The sequence below is a fragment of the Pseudonocardia yunnanensis genome (genome assembly GCF_039534065.1).
GTDB classification, from domain to species: Bacteria; Actinomycetota; Actinomycetes; order Mycobacteriales; family Pseudonocardiaceae; genus Pseudonocardia; species Pseudonocardia yunnanensis.
Genome location: NZ_BAAAUS010000006.1, coordinates 1 through 16606, shown reverse-complemented (window position 1 = coordinate 16606; position 16606 = coordinate 1). Strand labels below are relative to the sequence as shown.

Annotated in this window: 12 protein-coding genes and 1 pseudogene; 9 read left to right on the top strand and 4 right to left on the bottom strand. The window is 68.4% G+C overall.

The window, feature by feature from the left end:
- Complete coding sequence (gene sigJ / locus ABD743_RS06305) at nucleotides 1-891, bottom strand: RNA polymerase sigma factor SigJ (RefSeq protein WP_344719759.1); 891 nt, start codon at nucleotides 889-891, stop codon at nucleotides 1-3.
- Between the two features lie 352 nt (nucleotides 892-1243).
- Between sigJ and ABD743_RS06300 the strand changes: the two genes are divergently transcribed.
- The 3 genes from ABD743_RS06300 to ABD743_RS06290 all read left to right on the top strand — a co-directional run bounded on the left by ABD743_RS06300 (nucleotide 1244) and on the right by ABD743_RS06290 (nucleotide 4105).
- Nucleotides 1244-2158, top strand: coding sequence for a LysR family transcriptional regulator (locus ABD743_RS06300; protein ID WP_344719757.1), 915 nt, complete (start codon nucleotides 1244-1246; stop codon nucleotides 2156-2158).
- Nucleotides 2159-2332: 174 nt separating this feature from the next.
- Nucleotides 2333-3457: a sulfite oxidase gene (locus tag ABD743_RS06295; protein WP_344719755.1), complete on the top strand. Its 1125-nt coding sequence runs from the start codon at nucleotides 2333-2335 to the stop codon at nucleotides 3455-3457.
- Between the two features lie 9 nt (nucleotides 3458-3466).
- Complete coding sequence (locus ABD743_RS06290; protein ID WP_344719753.1) at nucleotides 3467-4105, top strand: HD domain-containing protein; 639 nt, start codon at nucleotides 3467-3469, stop codon at nucleotides 4103-4105.
- A 184-nt stretch (nucleotides 4106-4289) separates the two neighbouring features.
- On the opposite strand, the pseudogene ABD743_RS06285 reads toward ABD743_RS06290, so the two are convergent.
- Nucleotides 4290-4418: pseudogene (locus tag ABD743_RS06285) on the bottom strand (helix-turn-helix domain-containing protein); the annotation flags it as partial.
- A 195-nt stretch (nucleotides 4419-4613) separates the two neighbouring features.
- Here ABD743_RS06285 and ABD743_RS06280 point away from each other — a divergent pair.
- The 4 genes from ABD743_RS06280 to ABD743_RS06265 all read left to right on the top strand — a co-directional run bounded on the left by ABD743_RS06280 (nucleotide 4614) and on the right by ABD743_RS06265 (nucleotide 9865).
- Entirely contained in the window at nucleotides 4614-5969 is a 1356-nt protein-coding gene (locus ABD743_RS06280; RefSeq protein WP_344719752.1) for an FAD-dependent oxidoreductase, read from the top strand.
- Between the two features lie 112 nt (nucleotides 5970-6081).
- Nucleotides 6082-7071, top strand: coding sequence for a class I SAM-dependent methyltransferase (locus ABD743_RS06275; protein ID WP_344719751.1), 990 nt, complete (start codon nucleotides 6082-6084; stop codon nucleotides 7069-7071).
- Nucleotides 7072-7319: 248 nt separating this feature from the next.
- Nucleotides 7320-8552: an acyl-CoA dehydrogenase family protein gene (locus ABD743_RS06270; RefSeq protein WP_344719749.1), complete on the top strand. Its 1233-nt coding sequence runs from the start codon at nucleotides 7320-7322 to the stop codon at nucleotides 8550-8552.
- A 356-nt stretch (nucleotides 8553-8908) separates the two neighbouring features.
- Complete coding sequence (locus ABD743_RS06265) at nucleotides 8909-9865, top strand: TIGR03619 family F420-dependent LLM class oxidoreductase (RefSeq protein ID WP_344719747.1); 957 nt, start codon at nucleotides 8909-8911, stop codon at nucleotides 9863-9865.
- 124 nt (nucleotides 9866-9989) lie between these two features.
- Here ABD743_RS06265 and ABD743_RS06260 read toward each other — a convergent pair whose 3' ends face one another.
- Both ABD743_RS06260 and ABD743_RS06255 read right to left on the bottom strand, forming a co-directional pair.
- Nucleotides 9990-14930, bottom strand: coding sequence for an AAA family ATPase (locus ABD743_RS06260; RefSeq protein WP_344719745.1), 4941 nt, complete (start codon nucleotides 14928-14930; stop codon nucleotides 9990-9992).
- 207 nt (nucleotides 14931-15137) lie between these two features.
- Complete coding sequence (locus ABD743_RS06255) at nucleotides 15138-15356, bottom strand: cupin domain-containing protein (RefSeq protein WP_344719743.1); 219 nt, start codon at nucleotides 15354-15356, stop codon at nucleotides 15138-15140.
- 98 nt (nucleotides 15357-15454) lie between these two features.
- Between ABD743_RS06255 and ABD743_RS06250 the strand changes: the two genes are divergently transcribed.
- Both ABD743_RS06250 and ABD743_RS06245 read left to right on the top strand, forming a co-directional pair.
- Nucleotides 15455-16195 carry a PucR family transcriptional regulator gene (locus ABD743_RS06250; RefSeq protein ID WP_344719741.1) on the top strand — a complete coding sequence of 247 codons (741 nt, stop codon included), beginning with the start codon at nucleotides 15455-15457 and terminating at the stop codon, nucleotides 16193-16195.
- Between the two features lie 151 nt (nucleotides 16196-16346).
- A partial coding sequence (locus ABD743_RS06245; protein WP_344719739.1) for an alcohol dehydrogenase catalytic domain-containing protein occupies nucleotides 16347-16606 on the top strand: 260 nt, incomplete at its 3' end.

Genomic DNA, 16606 nt, shown 5'->3' with positions numbered 1-16606 from the left:
TCATGAAGTTTCACGGGAAAGGGCGAGCTTGTCCGGCGCGCGGACGAGGTCGACCCTGGAGATACGGTTGCCTTCGAGCGTCAGAGAGAGCACGAAGTCGCGCGTGCCGCCGTTGAGCGCTGCCAGCCCGGGCGCGCCGTTCACCATCACCGGGGACGGTGGGGGGTCGGACTTCAGAAGTCTCGCGATGCCGCCGACCATCATTCGTGCGACCCGGTCCGCTCCGTGCACGGGTCGGCGGGCCGATCGCACCTGTCCGCCGCCGTCGCTGGTCAGCGTCACGTCGGGATCGAGCATCGTCATCAGAGTGGGCAGGTCGCCTCCGACGGAGGCGCGCCGGAACGCGTTGACCACTGCCTCGTGGGTGGCGTGGTCGACCTCCAGCCGAGGCGTGCCGGCGGCCACATGCTTGCGGGCCCGAGCCGCGAGTTGCCGCACCGCGGCGGGGGAGCGCCCGACGACGCGAGCGACCTCGGTGAACTCCATGTCGAACAGGTCGTGCAGTACCCAGGCGGTTCGTTCGGGTGGGCTGAGCGTTTCGAGCACCACCAGCAGTGCGAAGCTGATGCGGTCGTCGAGAGTGACGCGGTCGGCGGGATCGGTTGCTGAAGGCGAATCGACCCACGGCTCGGGGAGCCACGGTCCGACGTAGGTCTCCCTGCGAACGCGGGCGGATCGCAGAGTGTCCAGCGCGCGACGAGCTACGACGACGGTGCCCCAGGCCTCGACGTCCTTCACCGGCGTGTGCGCGTCTGCTGCGACCAGGCGTAGCCAGCAATCGGAGACGACGTCCTCGGCCTCGGCGTGGCTGCCCGTCACGGCGTAGGCGACCCGCACCAGCCGAGGGCGGGCCCGGGTGTACGCGGCCGCCAGTTCCGCTTCGGCGGTCACGACCACCGCCTGGATGGGGCTTTCCCCGATCCCGGCATCTCCAGCGTCACCGCGTCACTCCTCTCGCTGCCTCGACGGTGCGGGTCGTCCGCACGCGTGATGAAGACGAGATGGGGCGATGACATGTGACAGCGATGGGGTGTGGGGTTCGATTCTCGGTCGATTCTGACGCGTTGATTTTCCGATGCGGTGGATCCTTCCATCGTGAACCAGGCAAACGTGATGAAGAATGCGTCCCCGGTCAGCCGATGCTGATCCTGGTGAGTGCTGACGAGCTCGAAGCCGGTTGTCCGGGAGTGGGGCTGCTGATCGTTACCTTGGGGCTTTCGGTGCCGATACATAAACTGCACTGATGCCCCTTCCGTCTCGAGTCAGCGATCTGACCAGCTTCGACCTGCTGCTGAGTGTGGCGAAGCTGGGCAGCATCGGGCGCGCGGCAGCGGCGCACCAGCTGTCCCAGCCGGCCGTGAGCGCGAGATTGCGGCAACTGGAGCATCAGGTCGGCGCTCGCCTGCTGGAGCGGGGTGCACGCGGTGCGCGGTTGACGACCGTTGGTGAGCTGGTGGCCGGTTGGGCTCAGCAGGCGGTGGATCGCGCCGCCGACCTTGAGGAGGGTATCGCGGCCTTGAGGCGCGACCGGCACACGCATCTGCGGGTCGCAGCCAGCCTGACCGTGGCTGAGTACCTGTTGCCCGCGTGGTTGATCGCGTTGCGGTCGGTTGACCCGGACACGATGACCGCGCTGAGTTCCGGGAATTCCGCCGAGGTTGCCGCTCAGATACTCGCCGGCGAAGCCGAGATCGGTTTTGTCGAGGGACCGAAGCTGCCCGGAGGTGTGCAGGCTCGTGAAGTCGCGCGGGACGAGCTGGCTGTGGTGGTGGCGCCATCCCACAAGTGGGCGAGGCGGAGACGGGTGCGCGCCGCGGAGCTGGTCAGAACACCGCTGGTCAGCCGGGAACCGGGCTCCGGTACCCGGCAGGCATGGGAACAGGCGGTACGTGAACAGCTCGACACCGACATGGCCACTCCGATCCTCGAGGTGTCCTCGACCACGGCGATCAAGGCGGCGGTGATGGGAGGGATCGGTCCCGCGGTGCTCAGCGTGCGCACAGTCACGTCCGAACTGGCCGCCGGAACGCTGGTGCGGCTGGCCGTGCCCGGTCTGGATCTCACGCGGCGAATGCATGCGATCTGGCCGACCGGGAACACCTTGCAGGGCCCGGCCGGTGACTTGTTGGCCATCGCACTGCGAAGCGCGGTTGCCTGACCTTCGTTGGTCGACCGAGTCCTTTCTGCCGTTGCGCCGTCGCCGACACAGTGGTGAAATCCCGTGGCTCATCGCTCCGCATAGCCCAAACGTGAGTGGACCCATAAGCGCCGGCTATGCATCCATCAGCGATTCCGCCGGCTCGACCTGGGCAACTACGCACACAGTGGAGCTATGACAGCTTCGAGGAGCGCCCAGACCACGACTGGGGCTACTTCTGCGATCGACCACGACGGGCGCGGCGTCGTCAAACCCACGCCGGCGGAGGTCATGGAGGACACCGGCAGTGGGCTGGACTACGGAGTGCGGCCGGACCGGATGCCGGGCCTCCTCACCCCGACCGATCGCTTCTACATCCGCAGCCACGCACCAACGCCACGGGTGGATGCCGCGACGTGGACGCTGCGGGTCGAGGGCAGCGGCGTGCACGAACCGGTCAGCTACAGCTACGACGATCTGTGGAACCGGTTCCCACACGTTTCGGTGGTCCGCACGATCGAGTGCGCAGGCAACCGCCGGGTGCTGTTCGGTGAGGAGGTCGGTCGGCCGTTCGCGGGCACGCAGTGGGCCCGGGGTGCGATCGGGACCGCGGAGTGGACCGGCGTTCGGCTCCGCGACCTGCTCGAACCGGCCGGAATCACACCGAAGGCGCGCGAGGTCATGCCGGAAGGGCTCGACGAGATCCGGGCCCGTCGGCCACTGCCGCTGGACAAGGCGTGGGCCGACGACACCGTGGTCGCGTTGGCCATGAACGGTGAGGTGCTCCCGCCCGATCACGGGTTCCCGGCCCGGCTGGTGGTGTCCGGATGGCTCGGCGCGGCGAGCATCAAGTGGCTGGGCCGGATCGAGGTCTCGGAAGAGCCCCTGTACGTGCCCTGGAACACCGTGGACTACGTGCTGATCGGCCCGGACTTCCCAGCGGAGGGACCAGCGCGGGGACCGGTGATCACCGAACTCCCGGTCGCGAGTCTGGTGGAGCTGCCCTGGCCCGCGCGGCTGCGGGCGGAACCGCAGGTGATCCGCGGGCGGGCGTTCGCGGGCGAGAACCGGGTGGCGCGGGTCGAGTACCGCATCGACGACGGGCCCTGGCAGGACGCCGCAATCGAATCGCCGACGACACCGGGGGTGTGGGTGCGCTGGCAGTTCCGCTGGGACCCGGAACCGGGCGAGCACGCGCTCCGGGTCCGTGCCACCGACGACAAGAGAAACACGCAACCGGAGTTCTCCACCCGGAACGAACTGGGGTATCTGCAGACTTCGGTGCTGGCGCACCCCGTGCGCGTCGAACCAGCCCGTTAGGAGAAGATCATGAGTGAGTACATCGCAGGTGTCGCCATCCCCGACTCTCAGATGGCCAATGAGACAACCGCCTTTATTCAGGACACCGAGTCGCCAGTGCTGTACCACCATTCCCGACGAACGTATCTGTTCGGGGTGCTGCACGGTCAGCGTCTTGGGATCAAGGCCGATCCAGAGCTTCTTTACGTCGCAGCGATGTTCCATGACCTCGGCCTGGTGGAGGGGCACCGAAACCTGACCCAGCGGTTCGAGGTGGACGGTGCTGATGCGGCCCGTGACTTCTTGCTGGCGCACGACGTGCCCGCCGATGCTGCACGTCGCGTCTGGTTATCCATCGCCGTGCACAGTACGCATGGAATCCCGAGGTTCATGGAGCCCGAGGTCGCGCTCCTGGCGGCCGGAGTGAGAATCGACGTCGACGGCGCCGGCCTGGACCTGCTCGACCCGGCTGCTATCGAGGAGATCATCGCGGTCCATCCTCGGCGCGACTTCAAGCGCCAGGGCCTGAAAGCCATTGCCGAAGGGGTCAAGGACCGGCCCGACACCCTCCTCGGAACGATCGCATCCGATATGCTCGCGCGCTACTCACCCGACTTCAAGCGCGTCGACTTCGTCGATGTCGTCAGGAACAACGCCTGGTCCGAATAGGGCTGAGAGCGTGTTTGAGATGTCGCGGCATGTCTACGTCATCACGGCGGCAGGGTCGTCCACAGTGGACCGATGCCACGCGCCGGCCGCGGCAGGACCCGCCGTGCCAGGTACCCGCCGACTCTGACCGATCGGCAAGCCCGACGTCTCCGCGAACACCAACGCCGCGGTCGACGTGACGGAACGCGCCGTCGAGCAGGCGGCGGGCGGCCTCGACGCGGCGTCCGGTGAGGTAGCGGTGGGGCGGGAGCCCGTAGGTGCGGGTGAAGCATCGCACCAGGTGGGACGGGTGGGCGTGCAGAACGGCGGGTGCGGCGCAGGTGTCGGCGGATCCGGTCGCCGATCAGGGCAGGTGCGCTGGGCTTGCCGTCGAAAGTTCAAGTGTCACCTGCGGTGACGATCTGTTCCCTCCGGGCTGTCGCGCCCACCACACTCAAGGCTAAATGTACGGACGTTGTCCTACATTAAATGTACGTACATTCAACTGCTTCCCGAGGAGATGCCGAACGTGGACGACACGCACTTCGATCTTGTAGTGATCGGATTTGGCAGAGGCGGCAAGACGTTGGCCGCCGCGATGGGGCGGCGCGGCAAGCGCGTCGCTGTGATCGAGCGGTCGGCGCAGATGTATGGCGGTACCTGCCCCAACGTCGGGTGCGTACCCACCAAGTCGCTGATCCACCACGCCGAGACCGGCGCCGGCCACGGCGAAGCTGTCGAAAAGACCCGAAACCTGACCACTCGGCTTCGCGGTATCAACTTCTTCATCCTCGACACGATGGACTCGGTCACGGTCCTCACCGGCCGGGCCGCTTTCGTCGACCCCAAAACGGTGGAGGTCAGCGCTGGCTGCGACAGCATGACCGTGACCGGCGACACCATCATCATCGATACCGGGGCTGAGCCCGTCCTGCCGGCCATCCCCGGACTCGCCGCAAGCACCCGCGTCCATACGAGCACCGATCTCATCGGGCGGGACAACCTCCCACGGAGGTTGGCCGTGCTCGGCGGTGGGCACGTGGGCATCGAGTTCGCCTCGATGTTCGCGCAGTTCGGCAGCGAGGTGACGGTGCTCGACCAGGCTCCGCGCATCCTCGGCCACGAGGACGACGACGTCGCGGCGGCTGCGGAACAGGTGCTGGCCGACACGGGAGTCCGGTTCGTCCTCGGCGCTCAGGTCATCGGGCTGTCCGAGACTGCTGAGGGTGCCGAGCTCGACTACCGGCAGGGTGACGCTGGTGGCACGGTAGTTGTGGATGCGGTGCTGGTTGCGGCCGGCCGCAAGCCCGCCACAGAAGGCCTCCGACTGGACCTCGCGGGCGTGGCGACCACGCCCGGCGGTGCGGTCGAGGTGGACGATCAACTGCGCACCAGCCAGCCCCACATCTTCGCGGTCGGCGATGTCAAGGGTGGACCGCAGTTCACCTACGTCTCCCTCGACGACAGCAGGATCGTCGCCGACCAGCTCACCGGCCTCGGAACCCGATCCACTGCCGACCGCGTACACATCCCCTACGCGCTTTTCCTGACGCCCCCATTGGCGCGGGTGGGGCTCACTGAACGAGATGCGCGCGAGCAGGGGTATGCGGTGAAGGTGGCAGAGAAGGCGGTCGCGGACGTCGTCGCGATGCCCAAGGCGAAGATCCTCGGAGAGACCCGAGGGCTGATGAAATTCGTCATCGACGCGAAGACCGATCTGATCCTCGGCGCCGCCCTGCTGAGCGTCGACGCGCAGGAGCTGATCAACCTCGTCACGCTGGCAATGCGTCACGGCGTGACCGCGGGCGATTTGCGTGACGGGATCTACACGCACCCGTCGTCGACTGAAGCCTTCAACGAGGTGCTGGCTGCTACGCGGAGCTGATCGAGCAGGAGGGAAAGACGGCAAAGCGTTGTGGTGAGAAGAGGTGGAAGGCCTGATGCCCGGCGTAGTTGATCGTATCTTCAGCATCTACTCCAACGGATTGCTCACCTATATGATCGATTTGGGGTACCGCACCGGCCTGTTCGAGGCCGCGGCCGCCGGTCCGACGACCTCGCAGGTCCTGGCCGAGCGTGCGGGGTTGCAGGAGCGGTACGTGCGGGAATGGCTCGGCTCGATCGTGGCCAACGGAATCATGGCTTATGACCCCGATACCCGCGAATACATGCTCCCGCCCGAACACGCCGCGTCTCTCACCGGAGCCGGTTCGGCAAACATGGCTCCGACAGCGGGAATGGTCGTGATCTATGGAAAGCACCTCGCGGAGCTCGAGCACGCTTTCCGGGCGGGCGGGGGAGTGCCGTACTCGCGGTTTGGTCGCGAGTGGGCCGAGAAGATGGACCAGGTCAGTCGCCGGCCGGTGGACGAGTTGCTGGTGGACCGCTGGCTGCCATTGGTGGCCGGGCTGTCCGAACGCTTCACTGCGGGAGCCCGGGTGGCCGATATCGGCTGTGGCAGCGGACATGCCGTTGCGGTGATGGGGGCGGCGTTCCCCGCGTCGACGTTCGTGGGATACGACCTCTCCGAGGACGCGATCGAACGGGGCCGGGCCGAGGTCCGCGAAGCCGGGCTCTCGAACGTCACGTTCGAGGTGGCCGACGTGGCCGAGCTCAAGCCCGACCAACCGTTCGACGCCGTGTTCGCCTTCGACGCGATCCACGACCAGGCCAAGCCCGCCGCCGTGCTGCTCGCGGCTCACGATGCGCTGGTGCCCGGTGGCACGTTCTTCATGATGGATCTGGCGCTGTCGAGCAACCTCGAGGACAACATCGGCAACCCTCAAGCTCGGTGGACCTACTCCTCCAGCACGCTCTACTGCATGACCGTCTCGCTGGCCGAGGGCGGAGCCGGGCTCGGCGGCGCCTGGGGTTGGCAGACTGCGAAGCGGATGCTCGCCGAGGCAGGGTTCGGTGAGGTCGTCACCCACCGCCCGGCGCCGGGTTCCGAGCGGAACATGATCTGTGTGACGCACCGGCCGAGCTGATCTACTACCGCCGCGCGGCCTCCACCCTTGATCGACGTGTGACCGACGAAAGTGCCCTCTGAGCTTGGACGATAGGTGTTCCGAGGCGCCAATCAAGGCGCCGCGGATTCGCTCCGGTGGGGCGAAGTCGGTACCCAAGCTGCTGATCGTGATCGCCGGAATGTGCGCCGGCGCGGACAGCATTGACGAGGTGCCCAAGACCAGCCGTCGCGTGCCTATCGCCCGCGAACATTAGTGAGGAGAACCTGATGACGCTGCAGGATTCCGGTCTTGGGGCCATCGATCCGCCGGAGCCCAACCTGACGCCGGAGGAGCTGATCGCGCGCGCGGCGGCGCTACGCGGGAAGCTGCGCGAGCGTCAGGCCGAGTGTGAGCGGCTGGGCCGTCTCCCCGACGCGACGCTGCAGGACTACCTCGACGCCGGCTTCTACCGGGTCATGCAGCCCCGGCGGTTCGGCGGCTACGAATTCGACCTGGATACCTTCCTGAGCGTCACGGTCGAGCTGTCGCGCGGGTGCCCGTCGAGCGGCTGGGTCTTCGGGCTCATGGCCACGCACAACCTCATCGCCGGCCTCTTTCCGGAGCAGGCACAGGCCGAGCTGTTCGGCGACGGCGACTTCCGCTGCTCGCTCTCCGCCCAGCCGGTTCCGGTGCTGAGGGTCGAGGGTGGCTACCGGGTCAGTGGCTGGTGGGACTACGCGTCCGGCTGTGACGTGACAACGCACTTCATCGGCGGCACGAGCGTTGTCATGAAGCGGGGTGGCGAGGTTGTCGACACGCGGTTCATCGCGATGCGCCGGGACCAGTTCGAGATCATCGACAACTGGGACACGCTGGGCATGCGTGGCACGGGCTCGCGGCGGGTCGTGGTCGAGGATCTCTTCATTCCCGAGCATCACACGGTGCCGTCGCCGAACCCCTTGCGGCCCATCGTGCAGTTCCCCGGACGCGGCCTGTACCCGAACCCGACGTTCTACGGGTCGCTGGCGTCGCTGCTCGTCTCCGAACCGGCCGCTGTCTGTGTCGGCATCGCACGGGCTGCGATCGATGAGTACCGCGAAAACATCCTGACCAAGCGACAGTGGGGGCCGACGTCGCCGCAGCGCTGCCAGTTGGCGGTGTTCCAGCGATTGCTGGGGGAGGCGACGGCCTATGTCGACACCGCCGAGGCGGCATTGCATCAGGTCGCACGCATGTGGACCGAGCTGGCGCGACGCTCGATGGATACCGATGCGCTGGTGAGCGATGCCGACGACCGCCGCCTGATCCTCATCGAGCAGCAGGTTGTCGAGCTGGCGTCGAAGGCGGTCGAGGCAATCTTCCGCACGAGCGGTTCGAGTGCGTCGAACCGAGGCCAGCGGATCGAGCGCTATTTTCGCGACCTCAGCATGATCCGCACGCACGTCACGCTGCAGTTCGAGCGCACGTGGGAGAATGTCGGCCGCTTGCGGCTCGGTCTCCAGCCACAGATGCCGTTCTAAACGCTTGTCTTTTCGTGGCAGTCGGGGCTGTTGGTGCTCACCCCGGGTCGAGCCGGCCCCCGTCGCCGCGGGGTCCGTGCGTGGCCGCTCCCCGTCGAGATCGACGCCGCGCGACCCGCCGCTGGTGAGACGCTCGGCAGATCATGACGTGGCGCCGCTCTCGGTGTTCGCCGACGCCGGTACGCGCAGCGAGGTCTCCGATTCTCATGTGCTCGAGCGAACGGTTGACATTCACATCAATGTGAGGGTTCAGACTCGGTGGTGGACCGAGAACAGTCGAAACCGGCACTCTGCCTGGAGGCTCGGCCCAGGTTCCTACGGCGGCCGCGACGATCACGACCACATCGGAGGCTTCAATGAAACTCGGACTTCGTCTGCCCCAGAGATTGGGAGTCGATCTGCAACACGACTTGGTCGAGGCAGCCAGAACGGCCGAAGCGGCCGGATACGCCAGTTTGTGGACGTACGAACGTTTGCTCTTCCCGGAGGCGCCCGTTGAACCGTATGCCCCGCCGGACGTGCCGTGGCCGGAAACCTCGCGGCAGGCCGCCGACCCCCTGGCGGTCCTCACGGCAGCGGCGGTGGCGACCGAAAGGGTGCGCCTCGGTTCTGCCGTTCTGATCGCTGCACTCCACACACCCATCCAGCTGGCGAAGGCGCTGGCCACGATCGATCAGATCAGCGGCGGCCGCATCGTCGCAGGTATGAGCACCGGCTGGGCCACCGACGAACTCCAGGCCACTGGCGCCACCCGAGCGGATCGCGGCCGCTTCCTCGACGAGACGCTGGACGTCTTCGATGCCGTGTGGGGGCCCGACCCCGTGACCTTCCGGGGTCCGCGCGTAGTCATCGACAACGCCTCGGTCCTGCCCAAGCCCGTTTCGAAAATCCCCGTGATGCTCGGCGGCGGTGGCAGCAACCTGGGCCGCGGCACCAGTTCCAAGGCCGTGCAGCGCATCGCCCAGCGCGCAGACGGCTGGCTGCCGCTACTCAGCATCCCCGGGCCGGCCGGAGCCGCAGAACTGCGCGCAAGCTGGGACCGTATCCGCGGAATGGCTTCTGAGTACGGCCGGGACACGAGCCGGATGGAGATGGTGGTGGTGGGAAACGTCACCTTCACCGACCGTCCGGCAGGGCCTGACCGGTCGGCTTTCGTCGGCACTCTCGACCAGATCATGGACGACATTCACACGGCCGCAGAGGCGGGCGCAGACGAGCTCATCGTGGATCTGAATCTGCAGGACTGGTTCACCAGCACTCGGCAGATGCTCGACACGGCGGTGGAGATCCGCGAACGGGCCGGAGCCTCATGACCGCGCGGTTGCCGACGCCAGAGACGGCGAGATCTCTTCTGCGCCGGCTGCGTTGAAGCGCAGGACCATGGCCAATTCCACCTGGTGATGGCCTGGCGACCACGACGACCTGGTGGCTCGTCCATCACGCGTGGTGGGTGGGGGGTAGTGGGAGTTCGGCGTGGAGGGTGGTGCCTTCGCCGGGCGCGGTGTGGATGGTGAGGTGGCCGCCGAGTGCTTCGGCCCGGTCGGTGAGCCCGAGCAGGCCGGTTCCGCGGGTGGGGTCGGCGCCGCCGTGGCCGTTGTCGCGGATGCGCACCCGCAGCACGGTGGTGGTGTCGTGGTGGGTGGTGTCGATGGTGACGTGGATGGTGGTGGCGTGGGCGTGTTTGGCGGTGTTGGTGAGGGCTTCGGCGACGAGGTAGTAGGCGGCGGTCTCGATCGGTTCGGGTAGTCGGGTGTTGGTGTGGATGTCGAGTTCGACGGGGATGGGGCTGCGGCGGGCGAGGGTGTGGAGTGCGGGGGGTAGGCCGCCTTCGGCGAGGAGGGCGGGGTGGATGCCGCGGGCGAGTTCGCGTAGTTCGTCCAGGGCGCTGTCGGCGCGGGTGGCCAGGTCGTGGAGTTGGGCGGCCAGCTCGTCCGCGTCGGGGGGGACGAGTGTTTGGGCGGCGCGGGCTTGCAGGGCGAGGGCGACGAGTTCTTGTTGGGCGCCGTCGTGCAGGTCGCGTTCGATGCGGCGGCGGGTTTTGTCGGCGGTGGTGACGATGCGGGCGCGGGAGGTGGTGAGTTCGGCGTAGAGCTGGGTGTTGTCCAGGGAGACGGCGAGTTGGCCGGCGATGAGGATGACCGCGTCGAGCCGGTCGGTGGTGAAGGCGGCGCGGATGAGCCGGTTCTCCAGCAGTAGCACCGCGCGTAGCCGGCCCCGGCTGAGGATCGGCACCGCGAGCAGTGAGCAGCAGTCCCGGTCGGTGAGGTAGGGGTCGCGGGCGAAGCGGTCGTCGTCGGTGGCGTCGGGGACCACCAGTGGTTGCCCGGTGCGTTGGACGTAGCGCAGCACCGACAGCGGCGCCAGATGCTCTTCGGTAGTGCCGGTGACCTGGGAGGTTTTGCTGTCGGGTGTGGGCAGTAGCCAGTCGTTGCGTTCGGTGTTCCACAGCAGCAGCTGCACGCCGGTGGCGCCGGTCATCTCGCTGAGTACCTCGACGACGCGGGCGTGCAGGCGGTCGATGGTGGTCTCGGAGCTCAGGGCCTGTGAGGCGGACAGGATGCCCAGCAGGTCGAGTGTGCCCGTGGTGACCGGCTGGTCGCCGCCCTGCCCCAGCGTCGCGTCGGGGTGTGGCCGCAGGGTGGGGTAGGCCCAGTCGAGCTGGTCGACTTTCGCGCTCGCGCCCCAGTCGGCGTAGAGCTGGCGGGCCTGGGTGAGCAGATCACGGCCGGCGTGGTCCAGGCCGCGGGCCAGGTAGAAGCGTGCGGCACGTTCGGCGATCAGGGCCTGGTGCCACGGTCGTGCACGGCCGGCGACCTCGCGGCGGGCAGCGTCGAACGCCAGCTCGGCGGCCCGGAAGTCACCCGCCGCCCACGCCCGCTCGGCCTCGAGCAACCGCAGCAGGTGCACGAAGTTGTCCGGCGCGTCCACGGCACGCGCAGCCAGCCACTGTGTGGACGCGCCCAGTTCGGACAGCAGAGCGGTGCGCTCGCCGCCGTGGCCGGCGCGGGCCTGCTCGGCGAGGGCGAGTCCGTGCAGGAGGTGGGCGACGGCGGTCGGGTAGAGCCCCAGAGCAGCTGGGAGCAGCGGCATCGCCGCTGCGGTGTGTCGCGTCAGGTCGACCGCATGGCCGAAGATGGCGGCGGCGATCGCACCGTTGACGTGCGCGTGGAATAGCGCGAGCGGGTTGTCGGAGTACCTATCGGTGGGATCCGTCGAACCGATCGCGTCCGAGCTCGCGCCGCGCAGCACGCCGGCCAGCCACCGGTGGCTGTCGAGCACCTGGCCGAGCTGTTCGTTGCCGGTGCGCCGTGCGAAGGCGACGCCTGCTTCCACCTGGTCGACGAGGTGATCAAGAACCGGCGCGCAATCCAGCAGGCTGTACACGGTCGGGTTGTAGGTGTAGCCGGCATACGCGAGCTCACCACCGGCGATCAGCCCCTCGCGGGCGCGCCGAGCGGCGTGAAGACTGTTCTCGATCGGCTCGAACCAGCAACTGAGGGCGGCGAACACGAAGCGCGCCTGCGAGGTCTCGGGCTCGTAGCCGCGGGCCTCGCCCAACGCCAGGAGCCGCTGCACCGCGCGGTACCCGGCGACGCTGTCGCCCCGCTCCGCCACGGCGTGGAAGGCGACGAAGGAGGCGGCGCCGAGCAGGGATTGTCCCGGGCCGTGCTCGATCCAGATCCGCAGCCCTTCCAGGCTCAGCCAGGCGTGCATGGCGTGGTCGGTGACGAAGTAGCCGGCCGGCAGGATTGCGTCGAGCAGGCGAGTCGCGGCGAGCAGCGCCGGGTCGGTGGTCTCCGGCCGAGCCAGATCAGCGGCGGCGTCGGTGTCCAGCCACCGGTACAGATACTCGTACTGGCGGTCGAGCTCCTGGTCGAGCCGGTCCCCCGCCGGAACGACGATGCCGCACTCGTACAGCGACTCCACGCCCAAAGCGATCGCTGCCGTAGGGCGTTTGCGGTGAGTCAGGCAGCGCACCTGCACGGCCGTCGAGCCGGCACGTCGGATCGCGTCGGGACACAGCCTCTCGATCGTGCGGTACTCCTCGTCCGCCTCCTCGAGGCGCCCCAGGCCGTAGAGGGCGGCGTGGCGGCCGGTGTGCACCTCGATCAACGTGGCGGTCTCGCCCGGCTCGACGAGGCGTAGTGCACCGGTCAGCAGCGCGTTCACCAGGGCGTACTCCCCGATCAACACCGCTTGGTCAGCGGCGCGACGCAGCAGCGCCACCACGAGCTGTCGCTCGTCCGCGTCGGCGATGTTGTCGATCACCGGCAGGTACTGCTCGGCCGCCACCGCGAACAGCTGCGGCGCCTCGGCCAGCCGCCGGGCGATCGCCAGCTGCAGCGCGCGTCGCCGCTGCGGGTCCAGCCCATCCAAGATGACCTCGCGGGTGCGGTCGTGGCGAAACCGCACGGCCTCACGCGGCCCCGGCTCCACCACGAGGACGCCCTCGTCGAGTGCGGGCGCCAGCTGCTGGTCCACCACGCCCGCCGGTGCGTCGGCGACGGTCTGCAGGAGGCTCACCTCGGCTCGTCCACCCAGGCACGCCATCGCCTCGACCACGGCGCGGGACGTCGGCGGCAGCGCCGCGACGCGCGCCGCGAGCAGCCCGCCCACCTCGGACTCGCCCAGCCGAGCACGTGCGGCCGCGTCGTCCCACCGCCACCCGGCGGCCGTCGGTGACAGCACTCCCTCACGGCGCAACGCGTTGAGCAACTCAACCGTCTCGTACGGATTGCCAGCCGTGCGGTTGTGGATCACCTCGACCAGACCGGCCGCCGCGGCCCGGTCCACGTGCAACATCTCCCCCACCATGGTGGCCAGGCTCGACACTGGCAGGTTGTCCAGTCCCAGCCAGCGCACCCCGGCCTGCTCACGCCACCGGGACATCAGCACGGCCAGCGGATGCGCCGCATCCACGTCGGTGTCGCGGTAGGCCCCCACCAGCAACAGACCCTCGACCGGCTCCTCGGACAGCACGAGATCGACGAAGCCGAGCGAGGTGCGCCCGCCCCACTGCAGATCGTCGAGAAACACCACCACCGGCCGTTCCCGTGATGCGACTGCCCGCAGCCCCTGCACGGCGGCTCGTTGTGTCCGCGCCTGGGCTGTCAGCGGATCCCCTGGGTCGGGCGGCACTCCGAGCACCGTCGTGAACTCCGGCACCGCCGCGCTCAACAGGCCCGCGTTCGGGCCGAGCGCCGTGAGGGCCCGCTCGCGGACCTGGCTGAGTTTGTCCTCCGGCTCGGCCAAGAGAAGCCGGCCCAACGCCCGGAACGCCTGGAAACCCGCGTCGAACTCCAGATCCCGCCGGTACTGGTCGAACTTGCCGGCCACGAACCAGCCGTCCCTGCCCGTCACCACCGGTCGCAGCTGATCGACCAGTGCGGTTTTGCCCACTCCTGGGGCGCCGCCGACCAGCACTCCCTGGCAGCGGCTCGTCAGCGCCTCGTCGAACGCCGTCTCCAGCACCGCCACCTCGGGGTCGCGCCCCACCAGCCGTGATGGCGGCAGCAGCCGCAGCGGAACGTCGCGCTCGCCGATGTGCACCGGAGTCGCCGCCGGACGTGTTCGGATGTCGAGGACCTGTTCCAGGTCGTGGGCCAGGCCTTCCGCGGTCTGGTAGCGGTGGTCGGGTTCCTTCGCCAACAGATGCATGACGATCTCGGACAACGGCCCTGGTAGAGCCGGGTTCACCTGCGCCGGCGGCACCGGCACGCGGGCCAGGTGATCGTGGGTGAGGCGTAGCGGGTCGCCGGTACCGAACGGCGGCCCGCCCGTGGCCAGCTCGTACAGCGTCGCGCCCAGCGCGTAGAGGTCGGCGCGTTGGTCCACCGACCGGCCGGTGCGCCCGGTCTGTTCCGGGGCGAGGTAGGCGAGCGTTCCGACGATCTCGCTGTGGTGGGTGAACGCGGGGCGGATCTCGGCGAACGAGGACGCCAACGCGAAGTCCACCAGGCATGGGGCCCCGTCACGGGAGATCACGATGTTGGCCGGAGTGATGTCTCGATGCAGCACTCCACGGCGGTGCATTCCCGCCACGGCCTGGGCCAGCTTGCCTGCCAGCCGGATCAGCTCATCGACGGCCACCGGCGTGGCCAGCCCGGCCAGGGTGGTCTCGCCGGCGTCCGCCAGCACGACCGAGCCCGGGTACTGCGGCGCGTCCACCAACTGCGCGACCCCGACGACACCGCGCAGCCGCTCCAGGATCGCCACCTCGTGCCGCAGCCGCCGCTGCGCGTCCGGCCCCAGCGGCTCCTTGCGGATGACCGCGCGCTCAGAGAGGAACAGTCGGGTCACCCGCGTGTGTGCGCTCTCGTGCAGTACCGCGGCCCGAGCGGGCGGATCCCGGCCCGCCAGGGCCTCGTCCGTCCCCATCCGACACCTCCGCGACGCTATCTACGCTTTGACCGCCTACTTTCGCAAGTACCGGTCCTCGGTGACAGCGGCCCGCGGGTCATCACGCCCACGGTCGAGGACGAGATGCGCAAGATCGTGGCTGGTGGCCGAGGAGGACAACGGTTCCCCTACTCCAACAGCTCCCAGAAGGCCCTCCGCCAACTGCCGCATCTCCGAGCGTGAGCGTCACGTGATGCCGGGGCATCCCGGGTTCGGCGCGCTGTCGGCGAGGGGCTTGCCGGCCGGGTCGACGTACAGCACATCGAGCACCACCGGGGTCTTCCCGAGGTTCCGTCCGATGTGCACGTGGCGGGCGCCGCTCGGCTCGATGAACATGTCGCCCTTCGTGTAGAGGCCGTCCTGCTTGCAGGTATCCGCCGTGTGGGTCAGCGTCCCCTCCTTCACCAGGGCGTACAGCGTGCCGTCAAGCGACCCCCGTCCTCGCGCTCACGCTCGCAGCTCAGCAGGCCGCCGAGGGCGAACGATGGCTGGACCGGGCGACGATGTTGCGTGCCGCGCTCCGTGGCGACATCGACGATCCCGAGCCGCGCGTCCTGACCGGCATCGACAAGTGCGCGGACCACCTCCTCCTCAACTGCCGGCTGGCGGGCGGTCCGGGCAGCGCGTGGCGGTTGGCTCCACCTGTCGTCAGGGTCGCGACGGCACTCCCCGCCTCGACGACCTCCTTCTCCGACGGGGACGACCTGGTGGTGGTGTGCCCGAGGAGCGAGCGGGACGCGGTCGTCACAGCGATCCAACGGGCGCTCCGCGATACCGACTTCGTCGTGGGGATGGCCGGACCCTGCAAAGGCGAGCTCACCGAATTGCGATCGACGTGGACGTCCGCCCGCCGCACCGCCGCCGGACTCGTGGCACTCGGTATGAAGGGCGCGGTCGCCCATGCTGCTGAACTCGGTCCGTTGTCCCTGGTCCTCTCGGCTGCTCAGGACGCCCACACACTCGACCACGCTCATGCCGCGCTGAGCCCGCTCGACCAGGTGCCGGACAGACGAGCCCGCGACATCCGCCTGACGATGCTCACCTTCCTGCGGCAGAGCCAGAACATGCTGCGGACGGCCGAAGAGCTGAACGTGCACGTGAACACGCTCTACCAGCGGCTCGCGGCGGTCGACGATCTCTTCGGCCCGGACTGGCGTACCGCCAGGAGGAGCCTGAACCTGCGGCTGGCTCTGGAGATGATCGACGTGGCCGGACACATCCGTCGACATGAGCTCGGCGGCTAGCCAGAACTACTCGCGAGCAGAGCGGAAGACGGGGATCGGTCGGAGTGGTTTTGTGCGGCGGTCCTTTCCTGGTCCGTCGACTTCAGGTTACAGTACAGTGGTGTAACGTATCACGCTGAAGGCGACCAACGAAACAAGGAGGGCGATCCCCATGGGAAGCATGATGGCGTTGCGGGCGCACACCCGGGGTGGTCCCGAAGTTCTGGTGTACGAACCTGCGCCATGGCCGACGGCGGGCGCGGGTGAGGTGCTGGTCAGCGTTGACGCGGCGGCGATCACGTTCGACGAACTGAGCTGGCCCGAGACGTGGGTCGTCGGCGGTGTCGACCGCACTCCGGTCATCCCGTCCCATGAGTTCTCCGGGGTCGTGGTCGACGTCGGCGACGGTGTCAGCGGGCTCTCGGTCGGTGA

What these genes read in the sequence shown, in the direction of transcription:
- ABD743_RS06300 (WP_344719757.1), top strand. Translation starts at nt 1,244, where the DNA reads ATGCCCCTTCCGTCTCGAGTCAGCGATCTGACCAGCTTCGACCTGCTG.
- ABD743_RS06295 (WP_344719755.1), top strand. Translation starts at nt 2,333, where the DNA reads ATGACAGCTTCGAGGAGCGCCCAGACCACGACTGGGGCTACTTCTGCG.
- ABD743_RS06290 (WP_344719753.1), top strand. Translation starts at nt 3,467, where the DNA reads ATGAGTGAGTACATCGCAGGTGTCGCCATCCCCGACTCTCAGATGGCC.
- ABD743_RS06275 (WP_344719751.1), top strand. Translation starts at nt 6,082, where the DNA reads ATGATCGATTTGGGGTACCGCACCGGCCTGTTCGAGGCCGCGGCCGCC.
- ABD743_RS06270 (WP_344719749.1), top strand. Translation starts at nt 7,320, where the DNA reads ATGACGCTGCAGGATTCCGGTCTTGGGGCCATCGATCCGCCGGAGCCC.
- ABD743_RS06265 (WP_344719747.1), top strand. Translation starts at nt 8,909, where the DNA reads ATGAAACTCGGACTTCGTCTGCCCCAGAGATTGGGAGTCGATCTGCAA.
- ABD743_RS06260 (WP_344719745.1), bottom strand. Translation starts at nt 14,930, where the DNA reads ATGGGGACGGACGAGGCCCTGGCGGGCCGGGATCCGCCCGCTCGGGCC.
- ABD743_RS06250 (WP_344719741.1), top strand. Translation starts at nt 15,455, where the DNA reads ATGTTGCGTGCCGCGCTCCGTGGCGACATCGACGATCCCGAGCCGCGC.